This window comes from Gordonia liuliyuniae (assembly GCF_021738805.1).
GTDB classification, from domain to species: Bacteria; Actinomycetota; Actinomycetes; order Mycobacteriales; family Mycobacteriaceae; genus Gordonia; species Gordonia liuliyuniae.
This window is the reverse complement of the sequence record NZ_JAKKOR010000003.1, coordinates 119,563-132,464: the sequence shown is the minus strand read 5'-3', so window position 1 is coordinate 132,464 and position 12,902 is coordinate 119,563. Positions and strand designations below refer to the sequence as shown.

The 12,902-nt window shown below is 66.6% G+C and carries 12 protein-coding genes; 9 read left to right on the top strand and 3 right to left on the bottom strand.

What is annotated here, in order from left to right:
- Window positions 1-42: 42 nt before the first annotated feature.
- A complete protein-coding gene (locus L5G33_RS04605; RefSeq protein WP_236996979.1) occupies window positions 43-498 on the bottom strand; it encodes an acyl-CoA thioesterase in 456 nt (151 codons plus the stop codon).
- Window positions 499-558: 60 nt separating this feature from the next.
- Between L5G33_RS04605 and L5G33_RS04600 the strand changes: the two genes are divergently transcribed.
- The 3 genes from L5G33_RS04600 (at window position 559) to L5G33_RS04590 (ending at window position 3,757) form a co-directional block, all read left to right on the top strand.
- Complete coding sequence (locus L5G33_RS04600) at window positions 559-1,176, top strand: GNAT family N-acetyltransferase (RefSeq protein WP_236996978.1); 618 nt, start codon at window positions 559-561, stop codon at window positions 1,174-1,176.
- Window positions 1,177-1,244: 68 nt separating this feature from the next.
- The gene (locus L5G33_RS04595; protein WP_236996977.1) at window positions 1,245-2,675 is read left to right on the top strand and encodes an NAD(P)/FAD-dependent oxidoreductase; all 1,431 of its coding nucleotides are present in this window, start codon (window positions 1,245-1,247) and stop codon (window positions 2,673-2,675) included.
- A gap of 161 nt (window positions 2,676-2,836) precedes the next feature.
- Entirely contained in the window at window positions 2,837-3,757 is a 921-nt protein-coding gene (locus tag L5G33_RS04590; RefSeq protein WP_236996976.1) for a hypothetical protein, read from the top strand.
- A gap of 69 nt (window positions 3,758-3,826) precedes the next feature.
- Here L5G33_RS04590 and L5G33_RS04585 read toward each other — a convergent pair whose 3' ends face one another.
- Both L5G33_RS04585 and L5G33_RS04580 read right to left on the bottom strand, forming a co-directional pair.
- Complete coding sequence (locus L5G33_RS04585) at window positions 3,827-5,602, bottom strand: BCCT family transporter (protein WP_372476857.1); 1,776 nt, start codon at window positions 5,600-5,602, stop codon at window positions 3,827-3,829.
- A gap of 194 nt (window positions 5,603-5,796) precedes the next feature.
- Complete coding sequence (locus L5G33_RS04580; protein ID WP_236996974.1) at window positions 5,797-6,216, bottom strand: PaaI family thioesterase; 420 nt, start codon at window positions 6,214-6,216, stop codon at window positions 5,797-5,799.
- Between the two features lie 342 nt (window positions 6,217-6,558).
- Here L5G33_RS04580 and L5G33_RS04575 point away from each other — a divergent pair, with 342 nt between their 5' ends.
- From L5G33_RS04575 to L5G33_RS04550, 6 genes are read left to right on the top strand one after another with little or no spacing between them, the layout of a single operon-like run.
- Window positions 6,559-6,951 carry a BlaI/MecI/CopY family transcriptional regulator gene (locus L5G33_RS04575; protein ID WP_236996973.1) on the top strand — a complete coding sequence of 131 codons (393 nt, stop codon included), beginning with the start codon at window positions 6,559-6,561 and terminating at the stop codon, window positions 6,949-6,951.
- A 54-nt stretch (window positions 6,952-7,005) separates the two neighbouring features.
- Window positions 7,006-7,947, top strand: a complete 942-nt coding sequence (locus L5G33_RS04570) for a M56 family metallopeptidase (RefSeq protein WP_236996972.1) — start codon at window positions 7,006-7,008, stop codon at window positions 7,945-7,947.
- Window positions 7,948-7,995: 48 nt separating this feature from the next.
- Window positions 7,996-9,435 (top strand): GMP reductase, encoded by a 1,440-nt coding sequence (guaB1, locus tag L5G33_RS04565; protein ID WP_236996971.1) that lies wholly within the window; start codon window positions 7,996-7,998, stop codon window positions 9,433-9,435.
- A gap of 10 nt (window positions 9,436-9,445) precedes the next feature.
- Window positions 9,446-10,828, top strand: a complete 1,383-nt coding sequence (locus L5G33_RS04560; protein WP_236996970.1) for a hemolysin family protein — start codon at window positions 9,446-9,448, stop codon at window positions 10,826-10,828.
- Window positions 10,821-11,897 carry a hemolysin family protein gene (locus L5G33_RS04555; protein ID WP_236996969.1) on the top strand — a complete coding sequence of 359 codons (1,077 nt, stop codon included), beginning with the start codon at window positions 10,821-10,823 and terminating at the stop codon, window positions 11,895-11,897. Before L5G33_RS04560 ends, L5G33_RS04555 begins: the two co-directional genes overlap by 8 nt.
- Window positions 11,897-12,796, top strand: coding sequence for a 3-methyladenine DNA glycosylase (locus L5G33_RS04550; RefSeq protein ID WP_236996968.1), 900 nt, complete (start codon window positions 11,897-11,899; stop codon window positions 12,794-12,796). The genes L5G33_RS04555 and L5G33_RS04550 overlap by 1 nt, the downstream gene beginning before the upstream one ends.
- Window positions 12,797-12,902: the final 106 nt, after the last annotated feature.

The window sequence follows — 12,902 nt, the reverse complement described above, 5'->3', positions numbered from 1 at the left end:
TATCTGTCGGTCCTGGCTGCCTGTCGACGCTGACGCCTCAGGTCATCGACGGCGACGGAACGGCACCGGGTCCCCGACGTGTTCGCGCAGTCCTCGGACGGCGGCGTCGGGCAGCGGGACCGTCGCGCCAGCCTTCGGGTCGAGCGCAGCGAGCGTGGTCTCCGTCAGGGCTGCGACCTCGCCGGTCGGTGCGAGCACACGGCAGCCGAAGTCGAAGGACGACGTCCCGATACGCGTGATCCAAACCTGGACCTGCACGGGTTTCGGGTCATAGTGCAGGATGCTCACGAACTCGATCTCCTGGCGTGCCAAGACTGCCCAGAACGTGCCTTTCCCGCCACCGAACCAGGTATTCATCGCGCGAATGCGGGCCTCTTCGACCACTCGCGCGATCTGCACGTTGTTGATATGCCCGAGCGAATCCTGATCGCCCCAGCGCAACGCGACCTCCACCGCGAACGGAGTCTGCGGTGCATTCATGTTCTCTTCATCCGACACGGGTCGACCATATCGTCGACGTCCGACACGTCCTCCACGCGCGTCGCTAGACTGCCGGGCGTGGCCATCGACTCCGAACGTCTGCGATTGCGGCCGGTGTCGCCCGACGACGTCGACCGCCTGTACGTGCTCGACGCCGACCCCGACGTGATGCGCTTCGTCAGCGGCGGCGAACCCACTCGACGGGACACCATCGCCGACTGGGTGGTTCCCCGTTCGCAGGCACAGTTCGCGTCGCACGGGACCGGGATGTGGACGGTATCGCTGCGGCGTCACGACATGTTCGCCGGCTGGGTCCATCTACGGTTGCCCCGACACAGCGCCGAACACGAACTCGAACTCAGTTACCGCATCGCCCGCGAACACTGGGGTGCGGGCATCGCGACCGAAGCTGCAGCCGCGTTGATCGCCGTCACGTTCCTGTCGACCGACACTCGGCGTGTGTTCGCCAGCGCGCACCCCGGCCACTCCGCGTCGCACCGGGTGATGCGCAAGCTGGGCATGCGTCTGTCGCCGTTGGCGTTGTCCGCAGCACGGCTGTCCGGCGAGCAGATCGATGACGACATCGAGTACGAACTGCTGCGCGATCAGTGGGCCGCCACGCGTGGCCGACACACCGTCGACCGGACCGCAGGCCGGCACCGTCGAGCAAACGGGACCATCGGTATGACCGGGTGACAGGCAGGTACTAACGTTGAACGGTAAGCGCAGGACGCAATGATTCTCGACAACTCTGGAGACAACCGATGAGCAACACCATTGCCACCGATCCGATGCGGCGCCGACGGGTCGTCATCATCGGTTCGGGCTTCGGCGGGCTGTTCGCGGCGCAGCGCCTCAAAAAGGCCGACGTCGACGTCACTCTGATCGCCAAGACCACCCATCACCTGTTCCAGCCGATGCTGTACCAGGTCGCGACCGGCATCGTCGCGGAGGGCGAGATCGCTCCCGCGACCCGCCTCATCCTGCGCGATCAACGCAATGCCAACGTCATTCTGGGCGAGGTCTTCGACATCGATCTCGAGTCGCAGACAGTCAAGTCGCAACTCCTCGAACGCACCACCGTCACCCCGTACGACGACCTGATCATCGCGGCGGGCGCCGACCAGTCGTATTTCGGCAACGACAGTTTCGCCGAGTACGCGCCAGGCATGAAGACGATCGACAACGCCCTCGAACTGCGTGGCCGCATCCTCGGCGCATTCGAGCAGGCCGAACTATCGGACGATCGCGCCGAGCAAGAGATGCTGTTGACCTTCGTCGTCGTCGGTGCGGGTCCGACCGGCGTGGAAATGGCAGGCCAGATCGCCGAGATGAGCGACAAGACGCTCAAGGGTGCGTTCCGAAACATCGATCCGACCACCGCGAAGGTGATCCTGCTCGATGCCGCGCCCGCCGTCCTGCCGCCGTTCGGTGAGAAGCTCGGCAACAAGGCAAAGGCGCGACTGGAGAAGCTGGGCGTGGACGTCCGTCTCGGCGCGATGGTCACCGACATCGACGACGACAGCCTCACCGTGAAGTACCCGGACGGCGAGATCGGCCGTATCGAGAGTCAGTGCAAGGTGTGGTCGGCAGGCGTCCAGGCGTCGTCGCTCGGCAAGATCCTCGCCGAGCAGTCGGACACCGAGCTCGACCGCGCAGGCCGGGTGAAGGTCGGAGCAGATCTGACGATCCCCGGCCACGACAACGTATTCGTCGTCGGCGACATGATGGCCGTCGACGGTGTGCCGGGCGTCGCGCAGGGCGCGATCCAGGGCGGACGCTACGCGGCCGACGCGATCCGCGCCTCACTCAAGGGTCACACCCCCGACCAGCGCAAGCCGTTCAGCTATTTCGACAAGGGCTCGATGGCGACCATCTCTCGTTTCAGCGCGGTGATGCAGGTGCCGATCCCCGGCACCAAGCGCAAGTTCGAGACCGAGGGCTACTTCGCGTGGCTCGGCTGGCTGGCATTGCACCTGGTGTACATGGTCGGCTTCCGCAACCGTCTGAACACGTTCGTCAACTGGTTCTTCGCGTTCAGCACGCGGGGCCGCACCCAGTTGGCGGTCACCGAGCAGCAGGTGTACGCGCGCCACGCCCTGACCGAGCTCTCCTATCTCGAGCGTCTGCGTCTGGCCGACGACGAGCGCGCCCGCGCGAAGAAGGAGCTCGAGGAGCGCAACAGCTCGGCCTAGCTCGGCCGAGCTCTGGCCTAGCGGCTGGTTGGAGTTCCCGCGTCAGGCGTGCGTTCCCGCTTATTGTCCGGACTATAAGCGGGAACGCGTGCCTGACGCGGGAGACGAGGCTGTGGAATTCTGGGGAGACATATCGGGCACGGTGGGGTTCACTGTCGCGCATGTGGCCCGAAGACGAGAACGGCATCATCCGGCGGCGAAGCGCACTCGGCGTTGGATTCACCGACACCGATCTGAAGCTCGCCCTGCGACGTGGAGAGCTCACCCTGGTTGACCGCGGCGTGTGCGTGCGCACCGCGCTCCTGCCCGAGCATGGCACGGCCGACGCCGTGTACCGGCTGAAGGTCGTCGCCGCGGCTCAGGACAGCGACACTCCGTTGAGCAATGAGTCCGCTGCCGCAATACACGGGCTGGACCTCCTGCATCCGGATCAGCGGACAGTACACTTCGCGACGTCGAAGTCTGGTGGCGGCCGCCGGATGGCGACTCGACACATCCACAGCGGGTTGCCGCACGACGCGGTCGTCGAGGTCGACGGCGTCGCGGTCTCCACTATCGCACGGACCGCAGTCGACGTCGCCGCCGGTGGAACCTTCGAGCAGGCCCTCGCCGTGCTCGACAGCGCGCGCCGCGTCGGCGTCAGCACGGACGAGATCGGTGACGAACTGGGCCGACACCGGATCCGCGGCTGTGCCGTGGTCACGGCCGCGCTGCGCTACTGCGATCCGCGATCAGCCAACGCGGGCGAATCGTGGGGCCGGGCACAGATGATCACGGCAGGTCTGCCCGTCCCCGAACTCCAGACCAGATTCGACCTGCGCGACGGCAGCGTCGCCTTCACCGACTATGAATGGGACAGGCGCCTCGTCGGCGAGTTCGACGGTCTGCGCAAGTACGGCCGCGACCTCCGACCCGGGCAGAGCGTCGAGGGCGCCGTCGTCGCCGAGAAGCTCCGTGAAGACGCGTTGCGCGACCAGGTCGCCGACGTGGCACGCTGGACCGTCGCCGAGCTGCGCGATGACGCCATGGTTCCGATGCTCCGCAGGCGCATGGTGCGAGTCGGGCTTAGCGTGCCCCGCTAACGCAGGACGCGTCGGTTCCCGCTTATCGTCCGGACTATAAGCGGGAACTGACGCGTCCTGCGTAGACGGCTACGTCGTCGGCTCGGGAGACTCCTTGCTCGTGTCGACGGTGCCGGTGTCGACTTCCTCCTCGACACCGGCGTGGACGATCGGATGTGCGCCGGTCTCGCTGTAGCGGGTGACGAGGTCGAAGTCGTCGCCGTAACTTCCCTCACCGATGGCGACGGCGCGTTCGACCAGCAGCGAGCTGCGACTCTCGATCAGCATCACCTTGTCCGAACGCAAATCCTTGTACAGGGCGACGCACAACAAGAGCATGACGACCACGAACGGCACCGAGGCGATGATGGTGATCGACTGCAGGCCGTCCAACGCGGTACTCCCGCCGACGGCCAGCATGATCGCCGCGACCGCGCCGGTCAACACACCCCAGAAGATGACGGTCTGTTTCCGTGGCTCGTGCGCGCCCTTCTCCGACAGCGACCCCATGACGATCGACGCGGAGTCGGCGCCCGACACGAAGAAGATCGCGACCAGCGCCATCACCAGGACTGCGGTGACCCCGGACCACGGCATCGTGTCCAACAGGTCGAACAGGGCACCGGTCGAGTTGACCGACACCACTTCCTTCCCGTCCTCGATCGTCCTGGTCACCATGTCGCCGACCTGGTCCTGTCGACGAATCGCCGCGCCACCAAAGACACAGAACCACACGAGGCTGACCATGGTCGGAACCAGCAGCACACCGGTCACGAACTGTCGGATGGTGCGTCCGCGGCTGATGCGCGCGATGAACATGCCGACGAAGGGCGTCCACGAGATCCACCAGGCCCAGTAGAAGATCGTCCACGTCGAGAGCCAGTCCGCGAGCGCCGCGTCGCCGTCGGCCCCGGTACGGGAGCTCATCGCGACGTAATCCTGAATGTAGTCGCCGAGCGCACTCGGGATCAGGTTCAGGATGAGCAGGGTCGGTCCGACGACGAACACGAATACAGCGAGCAGCAACGCCAACACCATGTTGATGTTCGACAGCCACTGGATACCGCGGGCGATGCCCGAGACGGCGGACAGGATGAAGCAGCACGTCAACACTGCGATGATCACCACGAGGATCGGGGTGCCGACGTCGCCGACCCAGCCGGCGAACTTCATGCCGTCGCCGATCTGCAGCGCGCCCAGGCCCAGCGATGCCGCCGAGCCGAACAGGGTCGCGAAGATCGCGAGAATGTCGATGATCTTTCCGGCCGGGCCGTTCGCTCGGTCACCGAACAGTGAGGTGAACGCCGCCGACAACAGCTGCGAGCGGCCCTTGCGGTACATGCCGTATCCGATGGCCAGGCCGACCACCGCGTAGATCGCCCACGGCTGCAGTCCCCAGTGGAACATCGTGGTTCCCATGGCGGTCTTGAAGGCCTCGACGGTCTCCGGCGGCACCGTGCCCGGCGGCGGCGACACGTAATAGGTCAGCGGCTCGGCGACGCCGAAGAACATCAGACCGATGCCCATGCCCGCGCTGAACATCATCGCGATCCACGAGCTGGTCCGGAACTCCGGCCCCTCGTCGTCCCGACCCAGCCGGATGCGGCCGTACTTGCTGATCGCCAACCAGATCACGAACACCACGAAACCGGTCGTCGCGAGGACGAACAACCACCCGAGGTACTTGATGACTCCGCCCTGAGCGTCTGCGGAGATCGTCTTCAGGCCCTCCTTGTCGAGGAACCCCCACACCACGAAGGCGATCGACAACAACGCGGTGATCGAGAAGACGACCCAATCGCGCTTCGGTGTATCTCTGGCTTTACTCGGCGTTGACACAGGTCTCCTTCGCCACAAACTCCACATGTCTTTCCGAAATCAGTCGTCTCAAGAAAGCCACGTCGTCTCTAGTTCTTCAGACAACGACCCCCGGTGCCGTGAGCTTCGGGTACGCGTCGTCACAGCTGTTCGACCGTAACAGGTCAGGACCACACGACATGGACCGCAGCGGAAAGGCGCCCTACGGCCGCGGGTGCCGTCGATATTCGCCGCCGGGGTCGTCACATCGCGATATTCTGCATCCGCACTCGCGACTGCGCGACCAGTCGTCCCTGCTCATCGACCATATCGACTTGCCACAGCTGCTGACGCCGTCCACGGTGAATCGCCGTCGTCGACACCGTGATCACGCCATCGGAGACGGACCGCAGAAAGTCCGTCGAGTTGTTGACGCCGACTGCGGTGCCGCCGATGCCCGTCTCCCGTACCCAGCAGAACGCGCTGATGCTCGCCGCACTCTCGGCCAACGCGCAGTACGTCCCGCCGTGCACAATCCCGAACGGCTGGTGGTGGTCGGGGGTGATCGTCAACGAGCCCGTGATTCCGTCGCCGGACGCCGTGTCGACGACGAACCCGAGTAGCTCGTCCAAGCCGGTCGTCTTCTTGGCCTGCGCCAACGCCTCATCGAGATGTTCAGTCATACGGCCAGAATGCCACCGAGCCGGTCGGCGACCGGCAGGTGCCCCCAAAAGGCGCGACTCCGAAAGGCGCGACTCCGAAAGGGGCGGCGCGCCGGACAGGCAGCGGACACATCAGTGACCCCCGCACTCGAGACGAGCGCGGGGGCCACTGCGGCGGATCGGAGGTCTCTGCAGCCCTCAGGACACTCAGACGATCCTTGCGATTGAATGTAGGCTATCCTTACCTCCGAGTCAAGCGTCTTCTTTGTGAGACCCGGACCGCAGCGGGAACTGATCCGCGACCGACCGCGTTGTCCATAACGGACAGGGCAGTACACGACCTTCGACGGGAGTCGACGTAAGATGAAGAAGATGAACGGCCTGGGAGAGCTCGAACGTGCAGTGATGGACACTCTGTGGGCGTCGGCGACGCCACAGACGGTCCGTCAGGTCCATGCCGAGCTGTCGAGTTCACGGGCGCTCGCGTACACCACCGTGATGACCGTGCTCCAGCGTCTGACGAAGAAGGAACTGGTCACCCAGATCCGCGACGACCGCGCCCACCGTTACACAGCAGCGCGTCCGCGCGAAGACCTCGTCGCCAGCCTGATGGTCGATGCACTCAAAGGCGCGGAGGCTCCCGGATCGCGCCACGCAGCTCTCGTGTCCTTCGTCGGTCAGGTCGACGCCGACGAGATCGCCGCCCTTCGCGAAGCGTTGGACGAACTCGAATCGTCTCGCAGCCCGAAGCACTAGAGTCGACACCGAACCGCGGGCAACCGCTCGCACCGCACTACCAGAGGGAAGCCGATGACCGCGCTGCTGTTCGGCATCCTCACCATTGCACTCGTCGGCCCCATCCCGCAGGCTCTCGCACACGCGTCCTGGCCGCTGTACGCGCCCCGCGCCGCGATGACACTGTGGCAAGCCGTCGCGCTGGCCGCCGTCCTGTCCGCGTTCAGCACCGGTCTGGCCATCGCCGCCAACTTGCTCTCCCCCGGCGTCAACGGCGCACCGACGACGAACCCCTTCGACGAGGTCGAGCGTCTCGGCTGGTTCCTGTGGACCGTGTACGTCATCGTCTTCGCGCTCACGTTGCTGGTCGGCGCGAAACTCATCTACAGCATCGTCCGAGTCGGCGTCCGCACTCGTGCACGACGTAATCAGCACCGAATGCTGATCGACCTCGTCGACCGCGTCGATCGACATCGCGAGCGCGGTCGCGACATCCGGGTGCTCGACGTTCCCGCGCCGCTCGCCTACTGCCTGCCCGGCCTCCGAGGCAGTCGCGTCGTCCTCAGCGAAGGCGTGCTGAACCGGCTCACCGACGACGAGTTGTCGGCGGTCATCGAACACGAGCGCGCGCACCTACGCGCCCGTCACGATCTCGTTCTCGAAGCGTTCATCGCATTGCACGAGGCCTTCCCCCGCTTCGTCCGTTCCCGCTCCGCGCTCGGCGCGGTCGAACTGCTCGCCGAAGCCCTCGCCGACGACCAGGCCGCGCACGCGACCGCCCCCGCCACCGTGGGACGAGCACTCGTCGCCTGCGCGGATGCGACCGCGCCGCGCGGCACGATGGCCGTCGGCGGCCCGACGACGTTGGTGCGCGTGCGTCGGCTCTGCGATGTCCGACCCCTGCCGCTCGTCTCCACGACCGCGTACCTGCTCGCCGTGGCGATCCTCGTCGTCCCGACGCTCGCCGTCGCCATCCCCTGGCTGACCGAACTCCGGCGACTCGTAGCGCACATGTGAATCCGAACCATCCCCACTACGAACATCACTGTTGAAAGGCGAACCGACGTGCGCTTCCTGGACGGGCATCGGCCCGACCACGACCTGACCTACGACGACCTGTTCATCGTCCCCAACCGGTCGGCCGCGACATCCCGGTTCGACGTCGACCTGTCGACCGACGACGGGAGCGGGACGACGATCCCGCTCGTGGTCGCCAACATGACCGCCATCGCGGGCAAACGGATGGCGGAGACGGTCGCACGGCGCGGCGGACTCGTCGTCCTCCCCCAGGACGTGCCCCTCGACGCCGCTGCCCGCACCATCGAGCACGTCAAGTCCCGCCACCTCGTCGCCGACACCCCGGTGGTGCTCGGCGCCGACGATCTGATGGCGAACGCGCAGGCGCTCATCCCCAAACGTGCTCATGGTTACGCCGTGGTCGTCGACCACGATGCGCGGCCGATCGGGTTGATCGCTCGAGCCGCCGCGGGTCACGACATCGACATGTTCACCGATCTGCGGTCGGCGATGACTCCGATCCCGGTGACGCTCTCCGCCGACACCGACCCGCGGAGCGTGTTCGACACTCTCGTCGACGCTAACGCCGACCTCGCCGTGCTGACCGACGCCGACGGACGGCTCGTCGGCGTGCTAACTCGAACCGGCGCACTGCGCGCAGGCATCTACCAGCCGAACGTCGACTCCCGGGGTCGCCTGCGCGTGGCCGCCGCCGTCGGCATCAACGGCGACGTCGTCGCGAACGCGCGTGCCCTCGTCGAGTCGGGCGCCGACCTGCTCGTCGTCGACACCGCACACGGCCACCAGGAGAAGATGATCTCCGCGTTGTCGGCCGTCGCGGCCGCAGACCTCGGCGTTCCGCTCGCCGCAGGCAACGTCGTCTCGCGGCGCGGAGCCCTCGATCTGATCAATGCGGGCGCAACCATCGTCAAGGTCGGCGTCGGCCCCGGAGCCATGTGCACCACGCGGATGATGACCGGAGTCGGCCGGCCGCAATTCTCCGCGGTCGTCGAATGCGCTGCCGCGGCACGCGAAGGCGGCGGACACGTGTGGGCCGACGGTGGCATCCGCCACCCGCGCGACGTCGCGCTGGCCGTCGCCGCAGGTGCGTCGAACGCGATGGTCGGTTCGTGGTTCGCGGGCACATACGAGTCGCCCGGCGATCTTCACACCGACGCGAACGGGGAGTACAAGGTCAGCTTCGGCATGGCGTCCAAGCGGGCCGTCGCTGCCCGATCGGCAGGCGACAACGCCTACGACCAGGCCCGCCGGTCGTTGTTCGAGGAAGGCATCTCGTCCTCGCGCATCCGCGTCGACCCCGAACGTCCCAGCGTCGAAGACCTGATCGACCACATCTCGTCCGGGGTCCGGTCCACCGCCACGTACACGGGTGCGACGACACTCCCCCAACTGCACGAGAAGGTGGTTCTCGGTGTGCAGTCGGCCGCCGGATTCGCCGAGGGCAGACCGCTGCCCGGGGGATGGTGACCGACCACCGATGGACATCCTCATCATCGTCGCGAGCCTCCTCGGCTTCGTGGCCCTGACGTTGGGCACCGCGTTGTTCGTGGCAGGCGAGTTCTCGCTGACCGCGCTGGAGCGGTCGACCATCTCCAACGACCTCGCACGTCGCGGCGACCGTCGAGCACGGGCAGTCGACCGTGCGCATCGCTCCCTGTCGTTCCAGCTGTCGGGCGCCCAGCTCGGCATCACCATCACCACACTGGTCACCGGCTACATCGCCGAACCGGTGCTCGCGAAGATTTTCGATCCGGTGCTGGACGCCATCGGCCTGCACGGTTCACTGAAGAGCGGTGTCTCGCTGGCGCTCGCGCTAGTCATCGCGACATCGCTGTCGATGGTGCTCGGCGAGCTCGTGCCGAAGAACCTCGCCATCGCCAAACCGTTGGGCGTCGCGCGGGCCACCGCGGGCCCCATGATGATCTTCTCGAACGTCTTCAAGCCCGCCATCAACGGACTCAACGGCAGCGCCAACGCACTCGTTCGCAGGCTCGGCGTGGAGCCGACCGAAGAACTGCAATCCGCACGGTCGGCCGCAGAGCTGGTCGCGCTGGTCCGCAACTCCGCGCAGCGTGGCGAACTCGACGCCGACACCGCACGACTCGTCGACCGGTCGCTCCGGTTCGGTGATCTGACCGCCGAAGACCTGATGACCCCACGCGTCCGCGTGGAGAGCCTCGAACCCGGTGACACCGTGCGCGACCTGATCGCCGCGTCATCGCGGACCGGGCACTCGCGTTTCCTCATTGCCGACGACGGAGACCTGGACAACCTGGTCGGCGTCGTCCACATCAAGCAAGCATTCACGATCCCCGCGACGACGCAGTCGACCACGCCATTGCGTTCGATCGCGCGTCCGGTGACGCGAGTCCCCGCGTCTCTGGACGGCGACTCGCTCCGAGACCGAATCTCCGCCGACGGCCTCGAAGTATGCGTCGTCGTCGACGAGTACGGCGGCACCGCCGGCCTGGTGACGAGCGAAGACCTCATCGAAGAGATCCTCGGCAACGTCACCGACGAGCACGACAACGAGGAGTCCGAGGTAGCGCGCGTCGGCAACGGATACCGGTGTTCGGGCCTGCTCCGTCTCGACGAGGTGCACGACGCGATCGGCTATCGCGCCCCCGACGGCGCCTACGAGACACTCGGCGGCCTGCTCATGTTCCAGCTCCGACGGATCCCCCAGGTCGGCGACGTCGTCGACCTGCCGGTCCGCGAGAGCACCAGCGACGACGAGCACAGCGCAGCGGTCCAACGCTGGCGCGGCACGGTGGTCCGCATGGACCAGCGACGAGTGGACCAGGTGTGGATGACGCAGGTCGACGGGGCGACGGCGGAACGGGGTGAGCAGCGTGGGTGACCTGTCCGGCGTCCTGCTCGCCGTCCTGCTGTTGGCGGCGAACGCCTTCTTCGTCGGCGCCGAATTCTCGTTGATCGCCGCGCGGCGCGACCGTCTCACCGCGCTGGAGGACGCGGGCAAGAAGCGGGCACGGACCGTGATCCACGCTTCCGAGCACTTGTCCTTGATGCTGGCCGGATGCCAGTTGGGCATCACGATCTGTTCGATCCTCCTCGGCCGCATCGCCGAACCCGCCATCGCGCACATCATCGAGAAGCCGCTCGGGCTCGCGAATATCCCGGAGGGACTGCTGCATCCGATCGCGTTCGCGATCGCCTTGATCATCGTCGTCGTCCTGCACATCCTGGTCGGCGAGATGGTCCCGAAGAACATCGCGCTGGCGGGCCCGGAGAGCGCCGCCATGCTTCTGGTGCCGATCCACCTGTGGTTCCTGCGGATCGCCAAGCCGGTCATCTGGTTGTACAACGCACTCGCCAACGGTGCACTGCGTTTGATGCGAGTCGAGCCGAAGGACGAGTTGGCGGCGACCGTCACCGAGACCGAGCTCGCGCAGATGATCGGCGAGTCCCGTGAGTTCGGGCTGCTCGACGCGGGCGAGCACGATCGGCTCACCCGCGCCCTCGACACAGTGAAACGCACCGTCGACGAGGTCATGATCCCGCTGTCGGGTGTGCACAGTGTCCGGTTGCGTCCGGATCCGGCGACCGGCGGACTCGGTCCACGTCTCGGGTCCGTCGAAGACGCGGTCCGCGAGACCGGGTTCTCGCGCTTCCCGGTCCGCGGCCTCGACGGCTCGTACATCGGTTACCTGCACCTCAAGGATGTGCTCGACGACGTCTTCGACGAGACCGTCGACGCGGACTCGTTGGTCGCGGTCGACCGGATCCGTCCGTTGCCGAAGATCAGCGCCACGGTGCCCCTGGACGAGGCGGCGACGCAGTTACAGAAGGCCAGCGCCCACCTGGCCGCCGTGGTCGACGACACCGGCACAATCATCGGCATGCTCGCCCTGGCCGACCTCGCGGAGGCCTTCGTCGGCGATGTCCGCGATTCGACACATCGGATCTGATGGGCGAGGGTGGCCGAGTCCTCGACCGCACCGACTGGACGGCGCGAGCTCGAGCGCACAGTGCGCGGATCGAGGCGCTGATCGGACCATATCTGCGAGCACGCCGGGCCGGGGGGAAGCACCCGGTGATCGACTTCCTGTTCACCTACTATTCGGCGCGTCCGGCACAGTTGACTCGCTGGCATCCCGGCTACGGAACGGTCCTGCTCGACGCCGCCGAGTACGACGGGATGCGCGGCTACCGGGTCGACGGCGCCGCCGCCACGGTCTCCGACGAACACCTCACCGACCACAGCCATCTCGTGGCGGGGACGCTGCGCATCCTGGAGGCGACGGCGTCCCGCCCGCCGCGGCTGGGCTGTTTCGGGCTGCATGAGTGGGCGATGGTCTATCGCACCGGCGAGAAGAGACATCCGCATCCCCTGCGTCTGGGCGCGGCGGGAACCGACGCCGTCGTCGAGGAGAGTCGCCTACTGTGCACGCATTTCGACGCGTTCCGCTTCTTCACCGACGCGTCGCGCCCGAGGAATTCGATGGCGTTGACTCGAGCCGACACGGTCGCCAACGAACAGCCCGGCTGTCTGCACGCGACGATGGACCTCTACCGGTACTGCCTCCGGTTGTCGCCGCTGGTCGGCTCGGATCTGCTCGCCGACTGTTTCGATCTCGCGCTGACCGCGCGCGAACTGGACATGCGCGCCAGCCCCTACGACCTGTCCGGCGTGCGCGACGCCGCGGGCCGACCGTACGTCGCGGTACCGGTCGAGACCGCGGACGGGCGCGCGCAGTATGTGAGCGAGCAGACTGACGTTGCGCGACGTGGCTCCGCACTGCGCGATAGGGTCATCGATGTCGCTCGCACATTGGACGAAGCGTCACAGACCGCCGGAGACCCGTAGGTTACCGGCGCGTATAGTAGCCGACGCAGGGTGCACCCGTACCCCGAATGAACCAGAAGCGCCTCGCGCCGGGATTTGTTCGCGTCATTCGCACAGGAAAGGTCGT